Source organism: Aequorivita sublithincola DSM 14238, from assembly GCF_000265385.1.
In the GTDB taxonomy this organism is placed as follows: domain Bacteria; phylum Bacteroidota; class Bacteroidia; order Flavobacteriales; family Flavobacteriaceae; genus Aequorivita; species Aequorivita sublithincola.
Map to the genome: position 1 here is coordinate 70052 of NC_018013.1, position 26365 is coordinate 96416.

Annotated in this window: 29 protein-coding genes; 5 read left to right on the forward strand and 24 right to left on the reverse strand. The window is 35.6% G+C overall.

What is annotated here, in order from left to right:
- Nucleotides 1-77: 77 nt before the first annotated feature.
- Nucleotides 78-1607: a GH3 family acyl-acid amido synthetase gene (locus AEQSU_RS00300; RefSeq protein WP_014780851.1), complete on the forward strand. Its 1530-nt coding sequence runs from the start codon at nucleotides 78-80 to the stop codon at nucleotides 1605-1607.
- Here AEQSU_RS00300 and AEQSU_RS00305 read toward each other — a convergent pair whose 3' ends face one another.
- From AEQSU_RS00305 to AEQSU_RS00325, 5 genes are all read right to left on the reverse strand, one after another.
- Nucleotides 1608-2201, reverse strand: coding sequence for a hypothetical protein (locus AEQSU_RS00305; RefSeq protein WP_042492181.1), 594 nt, complete (start codon nucleotides 2199-2201; stop codon nucleotides 1608-1610).
- Nucleotides 2202-2427: 226 nt separating this feature from the next.
- On the reverse strand, nucleotides 2428-4425 hold the full coding sequence (uvrB, locus tag AEQSU_RS00310; protein ID WP_014780853.1) for an excinuclease ABC subunit UvrB: 1998 nt from the start codon (nucleotides 4423-4425) through the stop codon (nucleotides 2428-2430).
- 268 nt (nucleotides 4426-4693) lie between these two features.
- A complete protein-coding gene (locus AEQSU_RS00315; RefSeq protein WP_014780854.1) occupies nucleotides 4694-5539 on the reverse strand; it encodes a hypothetical protein in 846 nt (281 codons plus the stop codon).
- A 296-nt stretch (nucleotides 5540-5835) separates the two neighbouring features.
- On the reverse strand, nucleotides 5836-6537 hold the full coding sequence (locus AEQSU_RS00320) for a hypothetical protein (protein ID WP_014780855.1): 702 nt from the start codon (nucleotides 6535-6537) through the stop codon (nucleotides 5836-5838).
- A gap of 415 nt (nucleotides 6538-6952) precedes the next feature.
- Complete coding sequence (locus tag AEQSU_RS00325; RefSeq protein WP_014780856.1) at nucleotides 6953-7450, reverse strand: hypothetical protein; 498 nt, start codon at nucleotides 7448-7450, stop codon at nucleotides 6953-6955.
- A 223-nt stretch (nucleotides 7451-7673) separates the two neighbouring features.
- Here AEQSU_RS00325 and AEQSU_RS00330 point away from each other — a divergent pair, with 223 nt between their 5' ends.
- The 3 genes from AEQSU_RS00330 (at nucleotide 7674) to AEQSU_RS16030 (ending at nucleotide 12091) form a co-directional block, all read left to right on the forward strand.
- Nucleotides 7674-9344 carry a trypsin-like peptidase domain-containing protein gene (locus AEQSU_RS00330; protein WP_014780857.1) on the forward strand — a complete coding sequence of 557 codons (1671 nt, stop codon included), beginning with the start codon at nucleotides 7674-7676 and terminating at the stop codon, nucleotides 9342-9344.
- A 108-nt stretch (nucleotides 9345-9452) separates the two neighbouring features.
- Nucleotides 9453-10310, forward strand: coding sequence for a PP2C family protein-serine/threonine phosphatase (locus AEQSU_RS00335; protein ID WP_014780858.1), 858 nt, complete (start codon nucleotides 9453-9455; stop codon nucleotides 10308-10310).
- Nucleotides 10310-12091: a serine/threonine protein kinase gene (locus AEQSU_RS16030; RefSeq protein ID WP_014780859.1), complete on the forward strand. Its 1782-nt coding sequence runs from the start codon at nucleotides 10310-10312 to the stop codon at nucleotides 12089-12091. The genes AEQSU_RS00335 and AEQSU_RS16030 overlap by 1 nt, the downstream gene beginning before the upstream one ends.
- Before the next feature lie 302 nt (nucleotides 12092-12393).
- Here AEQSU_RS16030 and AEQSU_RS00345 read toward each other — a convergent pair whose 3' ends face one another.
- The 12 genes from AEQSU_RS00345 to AEQSU_RS00410 all read right to left on the reverse strand — a co-directional run bounded on the left by AEQSU_RS00345 (nucleotide 12394) and on the right by AEQSU_RS00410 (nucleotide 21749).
- Entirely contained in the window at nucleotides 12394-12768 is a 375-nt protein-coding gene (locus AEQSU_RS00345) for a hypothetical protein (protein ID WP_014780860.1), read from the reverse strand.
- A 294-nt stretch (nucleotides 12769-13062) separates the two neighbouring features.
- Nucleotides 13063-14163, reverse strand: coding sequence for a hypothetical protein (locus AEQSU_RS00350; protein WP_014780861.1), 1101 nt, complete (start codon nucleotides 14161-14163; stop codon nucleotides 13063-13065).
- Between the two features lie 56 nt (nucleotides 14164-14219).
- A complete protein-coding gene (locus tag AEQSU_RS00355; RefSeq protein ID WP_014780862.1) occupies nucleotides 14220-15401 on the reverse strand; it encodes an integrase core domain-containing protein in 1182 nt (393 codons plus the stop codon).
- Between the two features lie 753 nt (nucleotides 15402-16154).
- A complete protein-coding gene (locus tag AEQSU_RS00360) occupies nucleotides 16155-16664 on the reverse strand; it encodes a hypothetical protein (protein ID WP_014780863.1) in 510 nt (169 codons plus the stop codon).
- A gap of 432 nt (nucleotides 16665-17096) precedes the next feature.
- Nucleotides 17097-17480, reverse strand: a complete 384-nt coding sequence (locus tag AEQSU_RS00370) for a hypothetical protein (protein WP_014780865.1) — start codon at nucleotides 17478-17480, stop codon at nucleotides 17097-17099.
- Between the two features lie 660 nt (nucleotides 17481-18140).
- Nucleotides 18141-18440, reverse strand: a complete 300-nt coding sequence (locus AEQSU_RS00380; protein ID WP_014780866.1) for a type II toxin-antitoxin system RelE/ParE family toxin — start codon at nucleotides 18438-18440, stop codon at nucleotides 18141-18143.
- Nucleotides 18433-18684 (reverse strand): type II toxin-antitoxin system ParD family antitoxin, encoded by a 252-nt coding sequence (locus AEQSU_RS00385; protein WP_014780867.1) that lies wholly within the window; start codon nucleotides 18682-18684, stop codon nucleotides 18433-18435. Before AEQSU_RS00385 ends, AEQSU_RS00380 begins: the two co-directional genes overlap by 8 nt.
- 265 nt (nucleotides 18685-18949) lie before the next feature.
- On the reverse strand, nucleotides 18950-19717 hold the full coding sequence (locus AEQSU_RS00390; RefSeq protein ID WP_014780868.1) for a tetratricopeptide repeat protein: 768 nt from the start codon (nucleotides 19715-19717) through the stop codon (nucleotides 18950-18952).
- Nucleotides 19701-20144: a hypothetical protein gene (locus AEQSU_RS00395; protein ID WP_014780869.1), complete on the reverse strand. Its 444-nt coding sequence runs from the start codon at nucleotides 20142-20144 to the stop codon at nucleotides 19701-19703. The genes AEQSU_RS00390 and AEQSU_RS00395 overlap by 17 nt, the downstream gene beginning before the upstream one ends.
- Nucleotides 20145-20303: 159 nt before the next feature.
- Complete coding sequence (locus tag AEQSU_RS00400) at nucleotides 20304-20660, reverse strand: helix-turn-helix domain-containing protein (RefSeq protein WP_014780870.1); 357 nt, start codon at nucleotides 20658-20660, stop codon at nucleotides 20304-20306.
- A 1-nt stretch (nucleotide 20661) separates the two neighbouring features.
- Nucleotides 20662-20955, reverse strand: a complete 294-nt coding sequence (locus AEQSU_RS00405) for a type II toxin-antitoxin system HigB family toxin (RefSeq protein WP_042492188.1) — start codon at nucleotides 20953-20955, stop codon at nucleotides 20662-20664.
- Between the two features lie 218 nt (nucleotides 20956-21173).
- Nucleotides 21174-21749, reverse strand: a complete 576-nt coding sequence (locus AEQSU_RS00410; RefSeq protein ID WP_014780872.1) for a pentapeptide repeat-containing protein — start codon at nucleotides 21747-21749, stop codon at nucleotides 21174-21176.
- 307 nt (nucleotides 21750-22056) lie between these two features.
- Between AEQSU_RS00410 and AEQSU_RS00415 the strand changes: the two genes are divergently transcribed.
- Nucleotides 22057-23238: a DUF3095 domain-containing protein gene (locus tag AEQSU_RS00415; RefSeq protein WP_014780873.1), complete on the forward strand. Its 1182-nt coding sequence runs from the start codon at nucleotides 22057-22059 to the stop codon at nucleotides 23236-23238.
- A gap of 16 nt (nucleotides 23239-23254) precedes the next feature.
- On the opposite strand, the gene AEQSU_RS00420 is transcribed toward AEQSU_RS00415, so the two are convergent.
- From AEQSU_RS00420 to AEQSU_RS00435, 7 genes are all read right to left on the reverse strand, one after another.
- Nucleotides 23255-23656: a hypothetical protein gene (locus AEQSU_RS00420; protein ID WP_014780874.1), complete on the reverse strand. Its 402-nt coding sequence runs from the start codon at nucleotides 23654-23656 to the stop codon at nucleotides 23255-23257.
- Between the two features lie 157 nt (nucleotides 23657-23813).
- Nucleotides 23814-24014 (reverse strand): DUF1398 family protein, encoded by a 201-nt coding sequence (locus AEQSU_RS16965; RefSeq protein WP_342626291.1) that lies wholly within the window; start codon nucleotides 24012-24014, stop codon nucleotides 23814-23816.
- 2 nt (nucleotides 24015-24016) lie between these two features.
- On the reverse strand, nucleotides 24017-24205 hold the full coding sequence (locus tag AEQSU_RS16970; protein ID WP_280956321.1) for a DUF1398 family protein: 189 nt from the start codon (nucleotides 24203-24205) through the stop codon (nucleotides 24017-24019).
- A 264-nt stretch (nucleotides 24206-24469) separates the two neighbouring features.
- Nucleotides 24470-24637, reverse strand: a complete 168-nt coding sequence (locus tag AEQSU_RS16550; RefSeq protein ID WP_014780875.1) for a hypothetical protein — start codon at nucleotides 24635-24637, stop codon at nucleotides 24470-24472.
- 98 nt (nucleotides 24638-24735) lie between these two features.
- A complete protein-coding gene (locus AEQSU_RS16855; protein WP_245529089.1) occupies nucleotides 24736-24969 on the reverse strand; it encodes a hypothetical protein in 234 nt (77 codons plus the stop codon).
- A gap of 24 nt (nucleotides 24970-24993) precedes the next feature.
- On the reverse strand, nucleotides 24994-25170 hold the full coding sequence (locus AEQSU_RS16860; RefSeq protein WP_245529091.1) for a hypothetical protein: 177 nt from the start codon (nucleotides 25168-25170) through the stop codon (nucleotides 24994-24996).
- Nucleotides 25171-25406: 236 nt separating this feature from the next.
- On the reverse strand, nucleotides 25407-26348 hold the full coding sequence (locus AEQSU_RS00435) for a YeiH family protein (RefSeq protein ID WP_014780876.1): 942 nt from the start codon (nucleotides 26346-26348) through the stop codon (nucleotides 25407-25409).
- Nucleotides 26349-26365: the final 17 nt, after the last annotated feature.

The window sequence follows — 26365 nt, forward strand, 5'->3', positions numbered from 1 at the left end:
AAGGAAAAGGTTAAAATTGATTTAATTCGTCTATTAAACTTTCTGAAAAATTGTAGATTCATCAAAAAATTTAAAAAATGGCAATACTCGGTTCAATTATAAAAGCAGCGATCGACCTTCGAGGAGCAATAGTTTCAGAAAATTCTCCTACTGAATCACAAACTGAAGTACTTAAAAAACTTCTTGAAACGGCAAAAGACACGGCTTTCGGTAAATATTACGGTTTTGCTAAAATTCTTGAAGCAGAAGATATTCAGAAAATATTTGCTGAAAAAGTTCCCTATTTCGATTATCACGAAATGGAAACGGAATGGTGGAGCAAAACTCAAGAAGGTTTAGAAGATATTACTTGGCCCGGATGCCCAAAATATTTTGCACGAAGTAGCGGAACAACTGGAAAAACCTCTAAAAAAATTCCTGTAACTGATGACATGATAGAAGCCATTCGCACTTCAGGAATTAAACAAGTTGGTGCATTGACAAATTTTGATATCGCTTCAGAATTTTATGATAAGGAGATAATGATGCTTGGTAGTAGCACAAATTTGGAGGCACAAAATCAATTTCTGGAAGGCGAGATAAGCGGAATTAGTGCAAGCAATATTCCCTTTTGGTTTCGTGGATTCTACAAACCAGGTGAAGAAATTGCCTTAATGGAAGATTGGGACGAAAAAGTAGAAACCATCTGCAAGCGAGCGAAAGACTGGGATATTGGCGCATTAAGCGGGATTCCTTCCTGGATGGAATTGATGATGAAAAAAGTAATGGAATATCACGGCGCAAAGAATATTCACGAGGTTTGGCCCAACTTGAAAGTTTATACTACTGGCGGCGTAGCTTTTCAACCCTATGAAAAGAGTTTTAATCAATTGTTGGCGCATCCTATAATTGTTATTGATACGTATCTGGCTTCCGAAGGCTTTTTGGCTTTTCAAAATAGACCCGATACTACTTCAATGAAACTGGTTACGGACAATGGAATTTATTTTGAATTTGTTCCCTTCAAACCTGAATATATTAACGAGGACGGTTCACTATCCCAAGATGCTCCTGCCCTAACCCTGGCAGAAGTTGAGACAGACACAGATTATGTTTTGATTATTAGTACCGTTTCAGGTGCTTGGCGTTATTTAATTGGAGATACAATCGCTTTTACAGATGTTGAAAAAGCAGAGATTAAAATTACGGGACGTACTAAATTCTTCCTAAACGTAGTAGGTTCACAACTTTCGGTAAATAAAATGGAAGTCGCTTTACGCGAAATGGAGGATAAATTTGATATAAAAATCCCAGAATTTACTTTAGCCGCAGTGAAAATTAACGATGAATTTCATCATCACTGGTATTTGGGAACTGAAACCGATATTAATTCTGAAGAAATCGCGCAGGCTTTGGATGAAGCTTTAAAAGAGGCCAATAAAAACTACGAAGTTGCACGTTCTAAAGCTTTGAAAGGCGTAAAAGTAACTACCGTGAGTACTGAAGTATTCCAAGAATGGAATGCCAAAAACAAAAAGAAAGGCGGACAGGTAAAGATGGAAAAGGTTATGGGTGAAGAAAAGTTTGCAGATTGGGAAGCGTTTGTGAAAGCTGAAACTTCAAAATAATTATTCCTTCTCTCCTGTAATTTCTGGTTCTTCGTGGACTTTATTTTCATTAATAAGTTCCATAACTTCTTCTGGTGAAATATATAGACGACGGATTCGCTCTTTGTATTTTTCAGAAAGATTGGCGTTATCGAGAATGAAATTTTTCGTTTTCAAGATATAATCGCCCATTCCGTGAGAGATTGCGAAAGTGTCCGCAGCACGTTCCACTTCTTTGATGTGTGCGGAGGAAAAGATATATTTCATTCCAAAAATTAGCATTCCCATGTTTGTTCGGTGACTGTAATCCAAAACGTGACCCAGTTCGTGACCTATCCAACCGACTTTTACGTCGGAAGGAATATCGTCCATCGTAAACTCTTCTCCTTCAATTTGAATTTTTCGACTAATTAAAATAATGTATTCTCTGTTATTTTTCGATTTAAAAAAACTTGCGAATCGCGGCTGCGCTTGCATTGTGGATTTTTTAATATTGTCTTTAAACTTAAACTCAACTGCGGTATCGTATAATTCGGGATAAAAGGAAAGCGCCTCTAAAGCTTCTTTTTTAATACTTTCAGGGATGATTTTGTTGTCTAAGTTGATTTCTTGCATAGGATTCATAGAAAGAGTAAAATACAAAATAGGTTTTATGAGGAACGTTAAAAGCATTATAAAGTTATGAGTGTGGAGTTATGAGGTAATTCGGGATTAGAGATTCGTTAATTTGGGATTCGGAATTTTGGTTGATTTGTTTCATAAAGTTAATGATGCACCTGACAAATTAATTAAGAATGCGCGCGATGAATAAATTTAAGAATGCACGCGATAAATCGCGTGCCTACACTTCACCTAATTGCTTTTGATAGGTTTTTATTTTATCGCGAAGTTTGGCGGCCATCATAAAATCTAACTCTTTGGCGGCTTTTTCCATTGCTTTACGGGTATCGCGGACTTTCTTTTCTATTTGGGGTTTTGTTAAATATTCCACTTCAGATTCTGCAGCTAGGCTTTCAGCATTTTCAAAAGTATAGGCTTCTTGTTTCGATTTTGTTAGGGCGTTTTCAAAAGACTTTTTGATTGCTGTTGGCGTTATGCCGTGTTCTGCGTTATAGGCTGCCTGCTTCTCTCTTTTGTAATTTGTACTGTCAATCGTTTTCTGCATACTGTTGGTTATTTTATCAGCATACATAATTGCTTTTCCGTTTAGGTTTCGAGCCGCGCGACCTACGGTTTGGGTTAGCGAACGTTCGCTTCTTAAAAAACCTTCTTTGTCGGCATCTAGAATTGCAACCAATGAAACTTCAGGTAAATCCAAACCTTCTCTTAAAAGGTTTACTCCTACTAAAACATCAAACAAACCTAGACGTAAATCCTGCATGATTTCTACACGTTCCAAAGTGTCCACATCACTGTGAATATAACGAGTGCGGACTTGTACGCGGATTAAATATTTGGTGAGTTCCTCCGCCATTCTTTTGGTTAAAGTAGTTACCAAAATACGTTCGTCTTTTTCTATGCGAAGTTGAATTTCTTCCAACAAATCGTCTATTTGGTTTAAACTTGGGCGCACTTCAATTGGCGGATCTAGCAAACCTGTTGGGCGAATAATTTGTTCTACAAAAACGCCGCCGCTCTTTTCCATTTCGTAATCTGCGGGCGTCGCGCTTACGTAGATTACTTGGTTTTGCATGGCTTCAAATTCTTCAAACTTTAATGGGCGATTGTCCATTGCGGCTGGTAAACGGAAACCGTATTCTACCAAATTCTCCTTTCGGGAGCGGTCACCGCCGTACATTGCGCCTACTTGCGGGATGGAAACGTGGCTTTCATCTACGATCATTAAGTAATCCTTCGGAAAAAAGTCCAACAAACAGAACGGGCGCGTTCCTGGTAAACGTTGGTCTAAGTAACGTGAATAGTTTTCAATCCCGCTGCAATAACCGAGTTCGCGAATCATTTCTAGGTCAAAATTGGTGCGTTCTTCCAAGCGTTTTGCTTCTAAATGTTTTCCTATTTCTTTGAAATATTCAATCTGCAAAACCAAATCATCTTGAATGCCTCTGATGGCACCTTGCAAAACATCTGGCGAGGTAACAAACATATTTGCTGGATATATAGTCAGTCGTTCGTATTTTGCTTTTATGTTGTTGTTAAGCGGATCGAAGACTTCGATTTCTTCAACCTCATCTCCGAAGAAATGAATTCTGAATGCGTCGTCTGCATAACCTGGAAAAACATCTACTGTATCTCCTTTTATTCGGAAACGACCGTGATTAAATTCTGCTTCGGTTCGTGAATAGAGACTTTGCACCAAACGGTGTAGCAATTTTGTTCGGGAAATGATTTGTCCTTTTTCTAAACTGATTACGTTTTTCTGAAATTCCGCAGGGTTTCCGATACCGTATAGGCAAGAAACTGAAGAAACCACCATAACATCCCTCCTGCCCGAAAGCAATGAGGAAGTTGTGCTCAGTCGCATTTTTTCAATCTCTTCGTTTATGGAGAGGTCTTTTTCTATATAAGTTCCGCTGCTGGGAATGAAGGCTTCGGGTTGGTAATAATCATAATAGGAAACAAAATATTCCACGGCGTTTTCGGGGAAAAGGTTTTTGAATTCTGTGTAAAGCTGTGCGGCGAGGGTTTTGTTGTGCGCCAAGACTAGGGTTGGCTTTTGAACTTGTTCAATGACATTCGCCACGGTAAAGGTTTTTCCGGAGCCGGTTACGCCTAAGAGGGTTTGGTATTTTTCATCGGAATTTAGTCCTTCCACTAAAGCTTTTATTGCCTTTGGCTGGTCGCCTGTGGGTTGAAACTCTGAGGCTATTTTAAAATTCATATTTTCTTTTTCGTTGCTTTACAAAAGTAGTGAAAATAGAAGTGATTAGTGAATAGTCAATAGTGAGAAGTGAGTCGTGAGAAGTTTTTGGATTGTGGTGGAGATTTGTGATTGCACGAGCGGGACGCTCGCGCTAACTGGGGGATTCTAAAACAACCCTTTCACGGCAGCTACTTCCAGTCCATATATTAAAAACAAAGCCGCTAATGCGGCTTATGTTTTATATTATAAAATTAAATACCGCGTCCATTGGCGCGACTAAAACTTTTTAGTAATATGAAATGATATAAGTAGTGGTATCTCCCATATCATCTTCATTTACGACGGTAGGATAACCACCATCATCGTATGTGTATATGTAGTTTAAGGAATCTCCCCCAACTTCATTGATGGATGTAATATTGTTTTTAAAGTAAGGAAAACTGTACCCTTCAAAACCGCTCACATAAATGCCATCAAAATCCTCAAAAAATTCAAGGAAACGTTCTATATATACAGATTCAAACTGCCCATAAAAGGGATTTATTTTAGAGTCATAGGTTATGGTGAATTCTGCGAGTGGGTTAGCATTATTGTCAAAGGATTTCGCAGAAACCATATTGCCATTTGCATCATAACCAAAGATGGTGTACTGGTAACTTTCAATAAACTTGGTTACTTGTCCCGCGCCGTTAAGTTCCATTTGTAACTCTGAAGGAGTATTGCCGCCAAAAATGCCGCTTGCGTTAACGGTGTTGCCATCGTAAGTTATAGCTATATCGTTAACATCATTACTGTAGCTGGATAAACGGCCATCGGCATTGTAAGTAAATGTACTTACACCGCTATATGGGGAGGTTCCAGTCTCTTCAAAACTCCATTTAGTTAATCTCTTTTCTGAATCGTAAATGAAGTCTGATGTGAAAGTAAGATTTGGGCGAGTCCCGTTGAAAGTTGCCAAGAGGTTATCTGCATTATAAGTATACTCTACTTTTAAATCATTGGATATTATTTCGGATTTGACCAGTTTGCCGGAAGGCGGGTCCGGGTCTGGGTTAGAATCGTCATCAGACGAACAGGAGATAAAAATTGCGTTAAGCAAGATAAGCGCAAGGATGAATTTTGTTTTTTTCATAAGTTTTTATTGTTAAAGGTTGTAATATTTTTTTTCAATGCGCGACAAATGTAGTGAAAATGAAATAATGGTGAAAAGTGAGACTCTAAGGAGTGAGAAATTAGTCGCGAATAAGGGATCGGGAGAAATTTTTGTGTTGTGGAAGCTTCTTTCTGCTATTAATTACTAAACCAATCAAACCTGTACTGAATAAAAAGAAATGTCTCGTACTAAAATACGGCTACAGGTTAAAATTGATTTTAAGCTATTAATTTATAGACCATATTCGGTGTTATGCCTTCGCCCTTTTTTGTTTGTCATATTACGTTGTTACTAAATTCCTTCTCGTATTTTTTTTCCGCCTTTTTTTTGAAAAACAATGTGTTAAAAATAGAGTGGTTAATTAAACGCATAACAACTAATGGAATTAAGAATAAAATCAAACCAATTATGTTAGATAGCCAAATAGGGAATGTTTGAAATTGCTTATTTATGAACCAAATAGAAGTTACAAAAAATATAAAGATTAAGTAAAAAATTATATTTTTATAGTCCCGTTTGATTTTACTTTTTACATAGATTTCCTTTTCTTTCATTAATTCTTCTATGACCTTATTTACCATTTTAATTGCACTTTCAGGGGAGCAAGAAGCTTGAATATGAAATTTCCCTTCACTTATTATATTACTAGTTTTTATTGCTAATTTACCAATATAACCTTCAGCTTTTTTGTTTTTAGTGTCTTCGATTACCAATGCTTTTTGTAATTCAGTAAGGTTTAAATCAGTATTATTTGAGAGTTGATTTTTTATATGCCTTTTGGTTTGTAGAGTTGTGAAGTCTTTTTTTACCATCCATTGAACATATTTAAAGTTAGGATTAATAAATATTATTGGTTCTTTAATATTATTATCAGCACTATGCTTTGCAATCGAACTACCGTCAATGAATTTTCCATCAGCTAGTTTGATTTTAAAAATATTTGAATTAAATTTTTCCTTTACTTTTTCTTCTCCCAATTTTTCAAGCTCTTATTTAGAGACTTCCTTCAATTCCATTTCATTTTTGACTGTTTCAAATCAAATTCAAGAGAAAAATTAATTACCGAATTTATAATTGTTTGGACTTTTTGTTCGTAGTCTATCATATTCGTTTATTATCGGTTGTGTGGTTTTTCAGGGTGAGGCATAACATGCGGATAAACACTATATAGCATTTATTCCCATTATATGTTTTATAGTTTACCTCCAAATATAAATAAAAACCCAACTACTTCCCCATCACCGCCATCAAGGTTTCTACCTTAGTTTTCAACATCTTATTCTCCTCCAGCACAGCAATGCGTTCCTGCAAAAGCAAGGTTGGGTTCGGGGCGTTGGTGGTAAAGTTTGGCTGCAGCTAAGCGGCGAGGCCATTTAAAAATTGATTTTACTATCATTCACTAAAAGACTCGTCATACATATAACTAATCTTGCCTTCCGTAATAACAATTTCTTGATTGCCGTCACTCAGTTTTCCAGAAAAAGTCATCCGGAAGCAACTTTTTGTATTTACAAGTACGTTGCTTTGCAATTCCCCATCCAGAAAGTCACCCCTAAAGATTATGTTGTCCTTGTACTGAGAATATATAAATTGTTCAATGATGTTTTTGCCCGTGGCTTTGTAGGGAAGATAAATAGCAATGTCCTGTTCTCCTAATGGATTCTGTACGTTTCTGCCTACGTTTATTATCAATTCATAACCGTCAGACCTAATACCAATTCCACGACCATAAGCATAAAAGGTTTGAGTTTCGCCATTTACAATCATTGTTACTACGGTTTCTTGGCAGATTGCAATTTCATCATTTTTGGAATCGTCTTCGGAACAAGAACTGAACAATACTATTACTGAAATAAAGAATATTCTAAAAATTAGGGAAGTTGTTTTCATAGTTTTTAGGACTGTTTGATGATAGATTTTCTATTTAAAAAAAGCAATATAACTAAAATTAGTACAACACCAAGCAACAGTCCAAATCACATATTCATTAATAAATTCTATTAAAATGATGACATTTTTCAAATTCTCCGATATATGATTGTAAAGTGGGAATACTTAAACATCATTACCATCTTTCTTACAAATTTATTCTAACCATTTAAACCATAACACAATGAATGAGCAAAATATTTCCCTATTAATTCGTCACATCGGAGGCTCCAAAAAAGGACAGGTTGAAAAATTTTTAGCTGCTAGTACTCCTGAAATTCGAATAGGCCGCGGATTAGATAACAATGTAAGCTTCGACCCTGTTAAGGAAGATACCATCAGTCGCGATCATTGCCGTATTCATCAAGATAGCACAAATCATGAGCTCTTCTTCATCTCGGACAGTCATAGCAAAAACGGAACATTCGTAAATGATGTACCGATTGCCGGTAAAACTGAACTTTTTGCTGGTGACATCGTAAAACTTGGCAAGGAGGGCCCTTCCTTTGAATTTGATCTTGATCCACGCCCACAGTCGCATATTAAAAAGACTCGCGTTATCGATCCAATTATTGCAAAAGAAACGAAGATGCATACTGCTGCGGATTTGCCTAAGGCCACTTCAGAGAAGTTGCCACCTGTTAAAGAAGGTATCGGCAAGAATACCATGCAACACATGATTCTCGAATCAGAAAAGAAAAGTAAGACTGGTTTAATGATAACTATAATCGCTGTTATGCTGCTGGCTGCAACAGGAGGCTACCTGTTTTATAAGAATAAGAATGTAAAGGAAATCGTTCACGTAACGGATCCTAAAACTACCTTTACTCCTTCCGAAATAGCGAAGGCGAACAAAGAGAAAGTGGTATATGTAGAGATGGCCTGGAAGCTTACAAGTACAGCTTCTAGCGAGGAAATGTATCAAGTTTATTATCCTGTTGTTCAGAATAAAAAAATTGTTGGATACCAAGGTGGTTATATTCAAAATGAGCAGGGAGCAATCGTACCATATTTGGTAACAAAGGGCGACTATCTCAAGGCTTTCAGTAATTATCAAGGTATAGAACTTGATCTCATTGCGAGCGGTGGAAGCGGTAGTGGCTTTGTTGTGGATGATCGCGGTTTTATTGCTACAAACAGGCATGTGGCTTCCAATTGGCTTACAAGTTTTCACTTTCAAGAGTATGCTTTTCCAGGTGTGATTGCAGAACCTAATAATGACGGACAAATGGCTCCTGCGTGGGATAAACAAGTTTCAAAAGAAATGATTGGGGAATGGGTTCCTGGCAATGATAAGCGCTACACCGGTGTAAATACTTATCTAGACGTGACCTTTGCCAATAACTCGCAAAGAACACCAGCCAAGATTGTCCGTATCTCCTCTACACATGACGTAGCTATGATTAAAATTGATTTGCCTGAATCTTTACCAAAGGTGGAACTTTATGACAGTTATGATGAAATTGCTCCTGGTGATGCTACAATAGTTATGGGATATCCTGGAATAGCGCCAGCACAACTTGTACTTAAGCGTTCTCAAGATGTATTTAATTCCAACCCAAATATCACTTCTGTTCCCGTTCTTACTGTTAGCACAGGAAACGTTGGGCGAATGGTTCGTGGTTCCGAAAAGAACAGCAAGATTGATGATTACCAATCTTCTTTCGGTGACTATTATCAGCTTACTATCAATTCTACTGGTGGTGGTAATAGCGGTGGACCTATGTTTGATGACAAGGGACGCGTAGTGGGTGTTTATAGCGCCGGCAAATGGGAGCCAGGTACTGCGATTAGTTTCGCTGTTCCAATTAAATATGTAATGGAGTTAATGGGGCGTCAGGAAGTTATTAAATAGACATCTTTTTCAATCAACAGTTTTTAAGACGATTACTGTCACTTTTTCCACCAGCTCTTTAATCAGAGCAGGTGGAAGACAGTAACCAAGCATTTAACAATACTAAATATGAAGTTTTTGTTTTCAAAAAAAAATAATAAGGTAACTGATTCAGCTAAAACTGGTCAAAGCGGGATAGCAAATTTTTGTGAAGTCTATGCGGTTTCAGAAACAGGTCCGGTACGCAATCACAACGAAGACTCCATCGGTTTTTCTTTTCTGGAAAATGATAAGAAAAATCTTATCGCCGTAGTTGCAGATGGTATGGGAGGACACAATGCAGGTGAAGTGGCCAGCAAGATGGCTTGCGATTTATTGCTTGACTACTGCGTCGAAAACTGGAAACAATACGCTCCGGAAACACTGCTTCATAAAGCATTTATGAAAGCACATCAAGAAATTATAGAAACCGGAAACTCAAATTCCGAGCAAAAGGGAATGGGTACCACAGCAACCGCAGTGATTATTAAGCAGGATGTTTGTTATATCGGCCACATTGGTGATAGTCGCGCTTATCTGTTACGTAACAGTAACTTAAAACAACTGAGCAGAGATCATACTCTGGTCAATCAAATGTTTGAAAGTGGTGAGATTACAGAGCAAGAGCGGGATCAACATCCAATGAAAAATGTATTATTACAAGCATTGGGGACCACGCCAACAATAGAACCTCAGATTTCCGCTGATGGATGGGCAATACAGAAAGGCGATCGTTTATTTCTCTGTTCCGATGGGGTTTATGATGCACTTAGTGTGGAAGACATCAAAGATTTACTTTTAATGAAACAACCAGAATTTGTATTGGAATGTCTCAGCACGACGGCTACGTCTCGCAATGTTTCTGACAACTTCTCCGCTTTATTGATAGATATTTCAACGGGTATGCAATCCATTCCTTCGGTAACAAAAGAACAAAACATAATATAATGAGCAGACAAGGTAGCCAGTATGAAATTATCCAAAAGCTTGGCGAAGGCGGAATGGGAACGGTATATCTCGCAAAAGACACCTTGATTGACAGATTGGTTGCTATAAAACAACTTCACCGAAATTCAGGATCCGAAGAAGAAAGCTTGGGAGAACGTTTTCAGGCAGAAGCACTTGCACTCGCTAAACTGAATCACCCAAATGTTACCCATCTCTACTCGTTCATTCCTCTGGAAGACACCTATTGGATGATAATGGAATACGTGGAAGGAAAGACGCTCGAAGGCTGGCTTTTCATCCATAAAAAAATTACGCACCAGCTCGCCGCCAGCATTGCAGTACAAATACTTGATGGTTTATTCCACGCACACCGTAAGGGAATCATTCACCGCGATATTAAACCTGCAAATGTGATGATTAATGAAGATGGAGAAGTAAAAGTTATGGACTTCGGTATTGCTAGAATGCGCAACGCACAGCGTATTACCAGTCACGGTAAGTCAGTAGGAACGCTGGAATATATGGCGCCAGAACAAATTCAAGGTCAAGAAGGTGATGAGCGAACAGACGTTTATGCAGTGGGTAATATTCTTTACGAAATGCTTTGCGGCGCCACCCCTTTTCATAGTGACACTGATTATAGATTGATGAAGGACAAGCTGGAGAAACAGCCAGAATCCATCCTTCGGGAGAATCCTACGGTTCCTGATTCTTTTGAGAAAATAATTTTTAAAGCCCTTCAGCGCAATCCAGACAAGAGATACCAGACCGCTCGGGAAATGAAAATCGCAATTGAGAAATGTCTAGATGGAACGCTCCTAGATCAGGCTACCCTTTCTAAAGTTCTTAAAGCGTCACAGGTTTTCACAGAGCCAGAAAAAGGAAATGAAATCATCTCCGTCAGCAAAATTTTAACTCGGGCAAAATCGATCTCGGGAAGGTTTAAAGTTCCAAATGTGGGTGGGTTTAAGATTCCCGCTGTTGGTAAAGTTAATAAGCCATATCTAATTCTGGGCGTCACCGTTTTATTGTGCGCTATTCTCTTAATTTGGGGTGGAGGATCAGATAGCAACAAAAAGGATGATATACCTAAAACCCCTGTTGCCGTTACTTGGGAAGATCCTGCAGATGAGACAGAACAAGACGTTGTAGATCAAAATTCGAATAATTTTGAGGAAACACCAAGCGAAATGTATAAGCGTATTGCTAAACAACCAGAGGACAAAGCAAAAACTCTGGTGAAGGAGAAGAAGAACGTTAAAACAATTGAAAACAACCAATCTAATAAATCTGATAGCAAGCCAACGAATACATCCAAAAAAATTGAGCAAAGTGAAAACAATAAGCGCAGCGAGAGCAATGAAGGTAATGAGCGCAGTGAAAAAATAGAGGAAAAGCGTACGGTTCCCAATACTCCTGCAGAAGTTCCTGCGGGAAAATCAATTCTTGTGACTTTAAGTGAGGATATAAGTTCCGAGGAAAAAGAACGTGATGGAAAATTTATTCGGCTCACTTGTAATGAAGATGTAGTTTCAGACAACAGGATTATTATTCTTAAAGGCGCAGCAGTGACAGGAAAGATTGTGGACTGCGTACCATCAAACAGCAGAAAGAAAGCCTTGATTGGCTTTGTAATCATTGGGGTGGAAGCAGTTGACGGGAGCACTGTTAAACTAAAGTCGAAACGTTTTAAATTATATGCCGATGTTTCTGAAAAAGCCATAAGCTATCGTTCGGGACAGACTTTTGAAGCAATATTGCAACGCGGTAGGGTGCAATAGGTGGTTTGTTATTTTAAATTTCAAACTTATTGTCACTAACGGTTTATGTTAATTAAACGCGGAGAATGTTAGGATAGTTTTGGATAAAATTTTTGGAAGAAAGGTTTAGTTTTTACCTCAGTACTTTGTTATGCTTTGTGTTTTGCGCTCGCTTGTCTATTAATTGTTCCCTTTCTTAATCACGAATATCAAGTTCCTAATTTTCATATATTTTATTCAAGATATAGATAGTGTTTATTTAGAGAAATAAAAAATCAGAGATTATTACACTTTTTAAAATCTCCGCTTTTTTAACCGCATCATTAAGCTTTTAGCAATTCGCTATATTGATTTTTATAGAAGTAAAGCATACTTATGTTGAGAAGCAAAAGCACCAATGCTCCATAAATTTTTTGTGGGTCTAATGCGATATGAAAGAGGACAGCATTGAAAGAAACACTCATTAATATAACTGCCATTAAAGCACCATACTTATTAAAAACAAAAGCGAGAGCCGAAACAATCTCTACAATTCCTACGACTTGCATTGCACCAGTAGATGATAAATTCGCAAAATATGCATTCGCTTCAGTTGTCATTTCTGGAAAAGGGATATAATTGAAAAAATGGTCAAATCCGAAAAAAAGCAGAAATATTCCGAAAATAATTCTAATAATCATAAATAGTTTGTTTTTCATAGCTTTTTCTGGGGTTAAAGGTATTGTTAAATTTTCATCAAATCTTATTTTATACTAATAGATAAATTTATTCAGTCGTGTTTTTCTTACATGTTATTTAAGGCACGTCTCCGTATTTGAAACGTAGCGTGTAAAAAGACACTATCGTTTCGGAGTATACACGAGCCGAATTTTTAAATTTTTCTTTTTATCTTTATTTTACTAAAAGCCAAATTTAAAAATTTGGCGGTCTTCGGAAACACACACAAACCTTTGTTAAAGCCTATATTAGCTATGTTTTATATACATTGTTAGTCACCGTATTTTTGACTTTTCAAATGGTCTTTTATCTGAAGTAGTCATTTTATATTGTTCCAAAGCCTCTTCCAGAGTAAGATCTGTTGGCATATTTTCAATGAATGTCATAACTGATGTAAATATGAACGATATGTTGCTTTTTGAATTAAAATCAGATTTTGTTGCAATGTCATCTAATTGATCAGCATTCCATTTTTTTCTTATTCTATTGGCACTCTCATATTTTTCCTTATTCAAATTTGGAAGCCATATTTTGTTATTTAGAGAATCTGGCAACAAGTGATGTCTATATTGCCAAGTTGAGTAAACCTCAAAATTTCCTTTATCTTTATCATTTTGGAAATGCAGGTAAGAGATTGCCTGTTCAGGATCAAATCGTCCCTCATTTACTGCCTTGCAAAGAATTGGTTCAAGATCAATTATGTTTTTATTGCTGCTTCTTCTTTGAGATGTATGAACTAAAACCACATCATGATTTTGCCCTCTTAAAGATTTTCTAAAACCGAGCTCTATCTGAGAAGGGAAGCCAAGAGAATCAGTTATTGAAAGTATCCTGTTCATATTTATTATTCGATTAGCTTGAATAGTGTCATCATGAGTATCATACTTTGGTCTGAACAATTGATCTCTTTCCCAAATTGATTTGAATTCATTTCTTAATCTTGAGTCATATTCAGTTGTTCTTTTCTCTATAAAAGAATTCCAGAGGTTTTCATCTATATATGTGTTGACAAAAATTGACTTTAGCAAACTTAAATCATCAGAATTATTTATAAGTAGTTGAAGATTTAAATTTCTTTCATCTAAATTATTAGAGAGTTGATTTGAAAGTGCGGCATTATAAACATCAGGACCAAAAGGTTTTTTGATTTCTCTAAATGCCAATGAGTAATTTTTGGATGCTCTATCGAAATCACCATCACAAATTGCAATTTCAGCTTTATTAGTTAGAATGTGATATTTAGTAATTGCTTCATTATTGTAGTTGCATTTCGTTAATTCAGTGATGGCAGAATTTTCAGACTTAATATTCGTCTCATTACGGTTTTTACAACCTACTTGAATTGTCAGAATAATTATAATGATTGTTATTCTCATTTTTTAAATTTTATGTTCGTTAAGGCACATAGTTTACAAAGTTAAAGCCACATGCTTTACACTAGATTCTGACTTAGTCTAATTGATACTTGTTTATCTCTGATTTTATTTTCATTAAAGTATCCTAAAAATACGTTTCTATAAAATACCCTCCAAATTCCATTTCCCTGATCTTCGGCACCAACGTATTTTCCCTTAAGTCCAGCAGTTAAATATACCCAATAATATGACTTCCAGCGCAGAGATGCATTTTGGCAAACTTTCATCACTTTCATGGCCGATGGGTAATCATATTTTGGGATCTTTTCAGGGTATGGCCTATTGGAAAAATCATGGCAATCTGCGGGAGTTTTCATTCCTAAAGCTTCGTGGGGTCTAATGTGGTTATATTCTTTTACAAACCGATTTAAACTACGTTGCTGGGCCTTTAGATCGAATGATGAGGGTTTGGCGCAAGCTGCCTTTAAATCACGGTGCATACGCTCGTGTTGTCCATTCTGGTCTGGTCTTGCGGGATCGGAATAGACAGGATCTATTCCCAGTTCAATAAACCAATAAGATAACCTGGTATATCTTTGAATGGCAGCTACAGATCCAAAGGGACTTCCGTTGTCGGTATGTATCTGTTTTGGGATGCCATATTTTCTGAAAACCTTTGTAAACTCTTGCTTAACAGAGATAAAATTTTCCTTGTAATGTCCTTTTGCAGTAAACAAAAACCTGCTTTTGGAATCGGCAATAGTAAGCGGATGACAGTATATTTTATTACCCATTAAAAACTTCCCCTTATAGTCTGCGCTCCAAACTTCATTGCACTTCTTAGGATCGAAAATTGGATACACAGGCTTGACTCTTCTGCTTCGTTTTTGAGGTTTAACTAGACCATTTTTAGAAAGGATGTTGTGAACCGTGACCACACTTGGGATAAGTTCCTCTGGATACTGTTTAAACAACAATATGCGGATTTTCTTGGCACCCCAGAGCATGTGTTTGTTCTTTAATTTTAGAATTGAATCCGCTACTTCTTGATCGGTTCTATTAGGGTGGTTAATCGGAGCTCTTTCTAGCTCAATTAACCCAGATAAACCCATTTTTTCATACCGAGAAATCAACTTGTAAGCAGTAGGCCGGGATATATTAAATGACCTACAAAGTTCTGTAATGGTGTAATTTTGAGTTAACCATTCGTGAATAAATTCTACTTTTTGTTCCATTTTAGTTTTTGCTTTCCAGACCATGATAAATCGCTTTTTCAAGCAATTTATGAATCTTAAAAGTGTAAACTATGTCCCTTTAACTTTGTAAAGGATGTCCCTTTACCGTACCTAAATGTGCTACAACGTTAAGCGGATATGATCCGTACCGTCTCAAGACCTTTTATAAAGATACTATAATTCGGAAAATTGGAATAGCTTTAAATGATATGCCGAAAAAAGGTATGGGTTATATCCGCCTGTTGTGTTTAGGTTTTTTGGGCCCACCCATGGATCTTTTGGCAACAACAAAACCGGAGTTTTGGCGACCCGGCATACAGCTGCTGCGCAAGAGTGCCTGGGCGATTTTTTGATATGCGGTTTATTCTTTGGATAAACAGCCGTCTCAAAAAGTAATTTTAAGCCCGCAATGCGCTAAAAATCAGGGCACAAAAGGCAGCGAACCCTTGACATTGTGATTTTTTTTCGCTACCTTGACCAAGTCTTCTTACGTTGACAACGTTTGGAAATGCCAATTTCCACGATGCAATCGACAAGACTTGGACGCACAAGTGCGTTTTCTGTCCAGATTTTCCCCGCTAAAAAACCAATTTAAAATTCGGCCAGAACAATAGGTCGGTAAAATTAAATGCAACGTGTTTGTGTATGATTAGTTGCGTGATTAAGCACGAAAATTAGCAAATAAAAACTGAATAGAAAATCCGCGAGGATTTTCGTAAGTAGCCTAAAACCAAGCAATTAATTATACACGGTGTTGGCAAATCGTTTTTTTATTCTTTAAGCGACTAAATTCAGTCCGCAATTTTTACATTCAGTTTCATTTGTCAAAATTCCGCAATTACAAGCAGGGCATTTGTCAGTCACGTTTATTATTTCTTGATTATAGTCTTTTTTTAATTCGTTTAATAATTCAGAGTCTTTTTCCTCAATAAAATTCAAATTCCGTTTTCCAAAAGGTTGAAACCAAGATTTTAATTCAGTCCAATAAATTTTGTATTTATTTTCTTTTTGTGAAAATCCAATTATTTTATATTCAGATTTTGCAGAAACTAATTTGTCAAATGTCAATCCTTTATTATGATTAAAAATATTCCTTTGTCTTTCTTTCTTATCCAGAGCTTTGTATTCAATAAATGAACATTCTTTCTCGTTAAGAAATTCGATAATTTCAGATGTCTTTATTTTTGGTTTAAAAAACAATGGATAGAGAAAATATTTTACGGTCAGAAACCATATTGATAAAACAATTAGAATTGCAATTATTATTAAAAATATCGAATTTTCCATTCAGTTCTGTAATGTTTGCCAACGTTTGGTGTAAGAATAGTTGCGTGGGTTAAACACCTAAAATAGTAAAAATTGACCGAGCCTGTGGAAATTCCGCAGGAATTTCCAAGTAGGCGAGAACTAGCAATTATTTTTACACAGTGTTGCCAAACGTTTTTCTTCTTTTATGTCTTCTAATTTGGATTAAAAACAGGAAAGTTGATAATAGAATTATTAAATATGGAGTATATGTCGGCCAACCTCCATTTGAAATTTCAATTAGCATATAAACTGAAAATCCATTTAAAGTTAGAATGAATAATGAAGCTAATGAGTCAAAGTATGAGTTCTTTTTAATGGTCTGTTTAAGTGACCAAATAACTTCAATAGTTGCAATCACTATTGGTAAGTATATCCAAATTATAGCTCCAAATTCCATTTGATTTTCAGGATCTATTTTAGTATTTCAACTTTTTGGTTCATTCTCCAACCTTTTGATAACATTTCACTTTCAGTTAAATAGAAGTTGTTCTTAATTTCCGTTATTTTAATTTTTAAGGTGTCTTTGTTCAATTCTGGCCAAGGGTCGATTCCTTGTAAAACTTTTCTATTATAAATTAAATATTCACATTCGTCCGTCCACTTAATATCAAATTCGCTTATCCGTTCTCCATCTCTAAAGTTTTCGATTTGCTTATTTTCATTTCTCGTAATAATCGTTAATGAGCCATCTTCATTTTCAGTTTGAAATTTTCCAACTCTTAGAAAATCACAGTTCGTTTTGTCAGAAGACACAGAGGAAATAAATATTATTATGATTAGTAGTAGGGTTTTCATTTTTTAAATGTTTGGCAACGTTAAGCGGATATGATCCGTACCGTCTCAAGACCTTTTATAAAGATACTATAATTCGGAAAATTGGAATAGCTTTAAATGATATGCCGAAAAAAGGTATGGGTTATATCCGCCTGTTGTGTTTAGGTTTTTTGGGCCCACCCATGGATCTTTTGGCAACAACAAAACCGGAGTTTTGGCGACCCGGCATACAGCTGCTGCGCAAGAGTGCCTGGGCGATTTTTTGATATGCGGTTTATCCTTTGGATAAACAGCCGTCTCAAAAAGTAATTTTAAGCCCGCAATGCGCTAAAAATCAGGGCACAAAAGGCAGCGAACCCTTGACATTGTGATTTTTTTTCGCTACCTTGACCAAGTCTTCTTACGTTGACAACGTTTGGAAATGCCAATTTCCACGATGCAATCGACAAGACTTGGACGCACAAGTGCGTTTTCTGTCCAGATTTTCCCCGCTAAAAAACCAATTTAAAATTCGGCCAGAACAATAGGTCGGTAAAATTAAATGCAACGTTTATGTATATGAGCTGTGGCGTGTTTTGGCACGAACCTCTCTAAATAAAAACTGACTTTAGAAAATCCGCAGGATTTTCCAAGTAAGGACAGACCAAGCCATAGCTTATATAATGTGTTGTGTGCAGTTTTTTATTCCGTTATTCTTTTCTTTAAATCCATTCTCTCGTGTAATATTCTTGTTATTTCAACATAACTTTCGCTTAAAGTCCTGTAAAATATAATATGTCGATTTGCCTTCATTCCGAGTAGTTGCTTTGATATTCCTTCGTAGCTTTTTCTCAAATCTGGATTTTCAGCAATTTCTTGACAGTTAGAAATTAGTTCGTCGTAATATTTGTCAGCTTGATTTTCCGACCAAACCTCAAAAGTATAATCCCAAATCTTTGATATATCCTCAACAGCTTTGTTGGTTAATTTATATTCAGCCATTAGAGTGCTTTTTCGCTTTGAGAGATTCAAGATGTTTTTTTGGGTCAAAGTCGTGAGCTATTCCGCTGTCAATTCCTTCTTGAATTGCGTTTTTTAAAGCAATCACTTTACTTTCTTCCTCTTCTAAAAGTCTTAATCCTGCGCGTATAACTTCACTAACATTTTTAAACCTTCCTTCGCTTACACAACTTTGAACGAATTGGTCAAAATAATTTCCGAGTGATATTGATGTGTTCTTGTTCATTTGATTACTATTTTACTCAAATATACCAAAAATTGGTATAATGGGAAAATTTTTCTCAAATTGTACACAACGTTTAGTATAAAAGAAGTAGGGCTGTAAATAAGCAATTGCCTTTCGGATTATCCACAAGCCAAATCTTTTGCATTTAGTTTTATATTATTCATCTAAAAGCCAAATCAAAAGATTTGGCGACTTCGCAAACAAGGCTGAATCATTGGGTTTAGCATTTATTTGCCCTATTTTTTTTATACATTGTTGCCCACAGTTACTCTGCGTATTGCTTTTCCAAATCATTAATATTACTTAGATAAATTTCAGTAAGATATTCATTGTATGGGTCGTTAATTTTATAATTCAGAGTCTGTTTTGACTTTTCTAAATATTCTCTTGCTTTTGGAAGACTATCCAATTCCCTATAAACTTTAGATAGATAATAGTATGCCTCCGTTGTTTTATCCGATTGCTCTAATGCTTTTTTAAATTCTGCAATTGAAGACTCATAATTTCTAAGTTTAAACTCACAAATTCCAAGGTAAACAAAGGACTGAATATCTGCCCAACCTGCTGTCTGGTTTACAATATTGCGTTTGAAACATACGATTGCTTTTTCGTATTCTTTTTTTCCGTAATAACTTTCGCCACGAAGAAAATCAATATTTTCTCCCCAAGGTGCATCGTTAAAATTAGGCGTCAACGAATCCAATCTGTTGAAATCAGATAGTGCACCATCAAAATCCCTCAAAAATCTTAATTTCATATAACCACGATAACCTAAGTGCAATGTTGGGTCTAATTCCACAGCTTTATCAAGATATTTAAATCCTTGGTTATAATCGCCAGCTTTGTTAAACCGAATAGAATATTGCATATATTCATTACTATCAGTTGAAGTAAAGCTTTCAACACTTTGAGCTTTTTCTGCGGACTTTTTATTCATCCCTTGCACTTTGATGAAGCCGTAAATACCGATTCCAATTATTCCAATCAAAATGATGCCAAAAATAATACCTGTTATCTTAAAAAATTTCTTCAATTTTTCCGTTTTTTATTGTTAACCGAATCAAATAGTAAGTCTTAGTTTCCGTATCGTTCTGCCAATCTCTAAGGTTTTGCGAAATTTTTTCAAGTTCCGCTATTAACTTGCCATTGTTAAAGTCTGTTGGTTTATATTCTGCATTAATTTGAAAATTTTCTTGATTGCAATATTTCCCATATTTATCAATGTGAATTTTTAGAGTTATATAACCGTTTGCTGGTACGATGTCAGTTTCTTTGTCTTTAATTTCCTGAAATGCTTTTCGTATAGTAAAATTTTCGCCTTGAATTTTTGAATTATGGGGCGTGCCAAACATTGTAGTTGTCCAATAAGCTGAAGAATGTTCTTCACAGTTTGTTTCTTTTTTTCCACACGATAAAAGAGATATAAAAAGTGATAATATAATTGCAATTTGTTTTTTCATAATTGTGGGCAACGTTTATGTATATGAGCTGTGGCGTGTTAAAGCACGAACCTCTCCAAATAAAAACTAGCTTTGGGAAATCCATAGATTTTCCAAATGGGCAAAGACCAAGCCATAGCTTATATACGGTGTTGCCCATAGTGCTTTCCGCAATGTAGTTCAATAATCTTGTATCAAAACTTCAGTCGGAATGTTCAATTTGGCGTTTAACTTTCTAATCATTTCTAAAGTCAGTTTGCGCTTTTTGTTCATTATTTCGCTCACTCGACTTTTAAAACCAATCATATCGACCAAATCTTTTTGTTTTAAGCCCATTTGTTCCATTCTAAAATTAATGGCTGAAATTGGGTCTGGCATTCCGATAGGAAAATTCTCGTTTTCGTAGTTGTCAATTACGATTGCAAGAATTTCTAATTCGTCGCCTTCATTAGTTCCTTTTTTGGAATCAAAGATTATTTCTAAATGCTCAAGTGCTTTTTTGTAATCCGCCTCGTTTCTAATCGGTTTAATATTCATCCTAAATTTCGTTTGCGTTAATTTTGTCATATTCGGCGTGTGTTCCTATAAATCGTATCCACGCAAGTTGGTACTCAAAATTAAATTTTACAATCAGTCGGTAATCGTTGCCTTTAATATTGAAGACAATCCGATTATCTTTCAAAATACTTGCGTTTGGATATTCCGATTTGAGGTCGTTAATAGATGACCAATTTGATTTTTCGGTTTCACGATACCACGTTTTCAATTGAAGTTCGCAATTTCCGTGCTTTTCCCAAAAATCTCGTAGTGTTCCTCTCGAAAATATTTTCACATTAAAGTATTTGTCGCAAATATAATAAAAAAAGTTACCAAAATGATAACTTTTGTATTTTTTTTCAGCATTATGGGCAACTATTAGATATACGCAATTTAACAAAAAAGTGCTTATATACAACCCAATTGGGTCGGTTAGCAGCATGTTTTAACGCAATTGCTTATATACAACCTTATAGCTGTATATAAGCAACTATAAAATAATAAAGCCTCCTGCTATTTTTCAATTTTAATCTGATAACTATCCAAAAGCCCAACAACTTCGGGCAAGCAGAACTTTGCGCCTTTTATTCGGTTTTGGTCTGGGTTTATGGAATAGTGGGTGGAATTTCTAAAATCTGCTTGTTCCAGGATTGTGTTTTGGAAGGTGGCGTTTTGCAAATTGCAGTTGGTGAGATTGGTGCTTTTTAAATCTGCTTCGGTGAAATCTACGCTTTGCAGTAGGCAGTTTATAAAGGAACTTCTGCTGAGTTTCATTTTATAGAAAATAGAATGGTCTAATTGGCAAGTGTGAAATTTGGCGGCGAAACCAAATGCATTGCAAGCATCAAATTGCAAACCGAGCATTTTGCAGTTTTTGAATTGCACATCTTGAAAGGATGCGTTTTTTAAATTGGCGTTGCTGAAGTTGCAGTCTATAAATTCACATTCCAAAAGGCGGATTCCTGAAAGCACTGTATTTGAAAAATTACAATTGATGAAAGTGCAATATTCATACTCCCCTATTTCCAGTGGGATTACTGAAAAATCTACTTTTGTGAAGGTTTGCTCGTCTGTGTATTTGGTGTTCATTATTGGGGAAGTTTGTGTTTTTTTTGAATGATTGAAAGTGAGAAATTCAATTTTGTTTAGGGAAACGAAATGTTCAAGTCGGTTTTTTTCAGTGTGATTCGGTAAGGAGATTTCATGATGATACTATCATTTAAGAATATCAAAGATAAAATCAATTAGCTATAACTGATGATTTGAAACGAAATTTTCACAATTTAATAGAAGCCAATTATTTCATGAAATTGTATTTTATAACTTTTCCCTAGAACTCGCTTTTAACGAACCTTAAGCATTATCTTTAAAACTAAAATTCTATATTGACTTCGCTATGGTTTTGAAAAAGAGTTTAAATTTTTATAAGAATATTCCTAAAAGCAAACTACCGCTTACGGAACTTTTAAAAAATGAGACCCTATTCTATAATGTTCCTAAAAGCTGGTCTATAGTTGTAACAGACATAGAAAATTCTACCGAAGCGGTTAATAGAGGCGCTCATAACGATGTTAATCTGAGCGCTACGGGAAGTATCGTGACTGTTTTAAATACTTTAAAAGCGCTTAACCAAAAAAATAAGATTCCTTATTTTTTTGGCGGCGATGGTTCAACTTTTATCATTCCGAATGCGGTGTTGGAGCCCGTCCTGGAGGCTCTAAATAATTTTAGCGAACACATTAAAAAAACAGTGGAGCTAAATTTAAGAGTAGGTCATTTAGGGGTTGAACAAGTTTACGCCAATAATGTTAGCTTAAGAATTTCCAAGGTTAGACATAATAAATATTTTACAACACCTGTGGTTTTAGGAAATGGTCTTAAATACGCAGAACATCTCATTAAAGAAAATTTTAAAGTTTCGGACATTAATAGTACTGAAAATACTACCCCAAATTTAGAAGGGATGGAATGTAGGTGGGATGAAATTTATCCAAACGAAACGGATAAAAAAGTAATTTGCCTACTTGTAGATTGTGATGACGAAAGCAAGCAAGCCGAAGTATATGGCGCCATAATGAATGAGATTGAATTGATTTTCGGGAATTTAGAAAAGCGCAACCCAATTTCAACGTTGAAATTGAAACTCAATACCTCTTTAGCCAAGATTAGAAAAGAGATGCTTATGAAACTCGGGAAGCACCAAATTACTTATTTGATTAGCAATTGGGTTGTGACTCATATTGGAAAATATTATTTCCAGTTTTTTAAATCAGGCAAATTATATAAACATAGAATCACCCAATTATCGGACACTATAATGCTAGATGGTTTTCTAAATACTGTAATTACTGGAACCGACGAACAAGTGGATAAACTAAAAATTCTGTTAGATGATTTAGAATTGAGAAAAGAAATTATTTATGGAATGCACATCACGCACGCTTCCATAATGTCTTGTTATATAGAAGATCGAGAGGAAAAACACGTTCATTTTGTAGATGGTACTGAAGGCGGATATACCAGTGCGGCTATAATGTTTAAGGATAAGTTGAAAAAGTTAGAGTTTAGAAATACATAAAATAGCTTCAACGTTCTTAATAATTGGCGTAGTTATTTGGCAATTCTACGTTTATAAAATGATCAAATTCTTCTTTTATTTTATAACCTTCCTTAAGATATTGAAATAAATAGGACACTTTTTTTCTGAAGTTTAGTTTAATAGCCCATATTCCAAAAAGCCAAATTGGAGCGTAACAGTTGTAGTTTATTTTATTGTCTTCTATCTTATATTCAAAAACCAAAATAGCGCCGCCAAAAGCACTTTTAATGAAGGTATCAAACCCTTTTACTTTGGTTAATTTAAAACTAACAGATTCGGCGAGCCAATCTGTGCTGAAGAATTCCTTGTCATTATTAAATTGAACTTTTTCAAATCCTTTGCTTTGGAACCATTTTTTAACATCGTTATGGACGGTATGATTTTCAGTTGGATTCATCGCTAGTCTCTATTTTGAAATATCCTTTTCTTTCGCAAATCTGTTTGTTCTCTGCATCTGGAACTGCTCAAAAGTTGTCTCATTATAACTGTTTTCAGCTTTAAAAATTAATTGCTGACCTTTTTAATAATTTGCTCTCTGATTGGTTGTTTTGTTTTTAGAGCGTTGGCACTTTCTCAATTACTATTTCATTCCCAGCCTTATCGTAATATATCCAAGTCATTTTATCGAGATTCACAATCCACTTTTCAATTCCTGTTTCGGCGCAATGTTTACAAAATGTAAGATAGTCTGTTTCCCCCTTTTGATGGATTTTTAAGTATTGACTGAACTTGTTTTTGTCGCTCTTGTTGGCTATTGTTAGGCGTCATATTTCGATTTGGATTTTGTTTGAAATTCGTTTTCGCCGAAATAATTTGTATGACTGTCTATAACCCAAGTTTCAAATCCTGTTACGCCAATTTCTTTAATCTCTTTAATGTATTTCGGAAATTCTGCTCCAGATTTAACTTTGCTGTTTGCTGACTCTATTTGTTTTATTGTGAACATTTTTTGTGAGGTTCGATTTTTTTGTTTTTTTGAGGGTATGTTTTGTAACCATCTTGTATAAGAATAGTAGGGCGGAAAAAAGACAACTACCTTTCGGTTAATCACAAGCTGTCCCGACGCTTCGGGATTAAATTTTTCTAATTATCTTTCTTTTCTAAATTTGTCAAATTTAAAAATTTGGCGACCTCACAAAAATGCCTGAACCTCTGTGATAGCAACGACTCGCACCATGTTTTATATACGGTTTTGCCAGTATTGCTTTCGTCACGTAGTTAACGTTCTGCTCTTTTTTGTAGTAGCTGTTTTCTTTTGAATTCGTGCAGATTTCTTCTTTTTCTTTTCGGCAAAATATTCTCTTAATGCTATTTCCTCTTTTTTGGTAAGTGAACCTTGTCCACCTATAAAATCTGGTTCGTTTATCTGCTTTTTCATAAATCTAAATTTTTGAAATATTTATCAATCAGTTTGATGGCAGCCTGTGTTTCAATTATCATTACTCGTCCTCCAAAATGGAATGCACCGAGAGTTTTTTAGTAATGTTCAATAAGTTGTGATTTTGATAAAAACGAAACGTTGCCTTCGTGTCCACGTTGAAATGAAAGTCGGCAAGCAAATGCGTCAAGATTTCCAGGAACACCTGCGTACATTTTTCCGCTACCAATGTTGAACGGTGCATTTTCAACCAAATGCATATACACGTAGTCTTCTTTAATTTCCAAGCACATTAAACCTTGAATTACTGTTGGATTACCGAGAATTGTCAATTTATAAACCTCTCTTTCAGGTTGTCAATGTTCAAATTTCCAGTTGAAAAGCCATTTATTCTTTTTCGTTACAGCTTTTAAATCGGTTGTAGAAACTAAAGAAACAACAGAATGAAAACTGTCGCCAGTTACCACGTTTTCAATTGAATTTGTCAGTTTATCGATTAGGAAATCAAGTTCTATATTTTCTTTCTTCTTCACTTGTCTAATTTACTAAAAATCACCAAATTAGACTAATTTTTAATTTCGGAAGTTGGTTTTTTTGCATTACCGGCAACATGCGTATAAACAACATATCCAATTAAGTTTATCCCGCAAATGTTCAAAAGCACGTAGCTATTCCCCAAATATAAAATAAAAACTCATTATTTCTACATTATGGCTTGGCTCTCTTTCAGAATATAATTGCTTTCAAAAAGGTACAGTTTCAAGCTAATTTATAAAAAAATAATCACCAAAATAGAACTGATAGAAATAAAAATCCAAAGTGAAACTCCTAAGATCATTGGTTTCCAACCTGCGGATTTTATTTTATCTAAAGAAAGTCCGGCGCCAATTAGAAATAACGTAAGTACCAATAATGATTTTGAGATGCTGGTAATGCTTCCGGTAATAACGCTTGGAATGGCAAGATAGCTGTTCATTATAATCGCTAAAATGAAAAGGAAGATGAAGTATGGTATTTTGACACTTTTCCCTTTTCCTTTAAAAAGAAATACGGAAAGTATGGAAAGCGGTATAATCCAAAGTGCGCGTGCAAGTTTTACTGTTGTAGCTACTTTTAGCGCTTCTTCGCCAAAGGTATATGCGGCGCCAACAACAGAGCTAGTGTCGTGAATGGCAATGGCGCACCAAAGACCAAATTGGTGCTGGCTAAGACCAAACAAATGTCCCAGAGGTGGAAAAACAATCAAAGCGATGGAATTCAATAAAAAGATAACTCCCAAAGAAATTGAAATATCTTTTTCCGAAGCATTAATAACTGGAGCAACAGCGGCAATGGCGCTACCTCCACAAATTGCGGTTCCAGAGCTAATTAGGTGACTGCTTTTACGATTCATTTTTAGGAGTCTTCCCAAGAAATAACCGAGTATTAATGTGATTGAAATTGAAAAAACAGTCAGAATAAATCCATCTTGACCTGCTGCAAGAGTTTCTTTTAAATTCATTCCAAAACCTAAACCTACTACGGCTATTTTCAAAAGCCAATTTACTGCTTTACTGTTTAATGAAAGAAATGGATGGCCAAGAAAATAGGAAAAGAGAAATCCGCCCACAAGTGCAACTGGGCTGCTAACGTAGCCCGAAATACACAAAACCATACTGATTATAAAAAGTACTTTTATAAGGGTTTCGTTATCCTTTATAATCTTTTTCATCTTAGATTGTTTTCTGT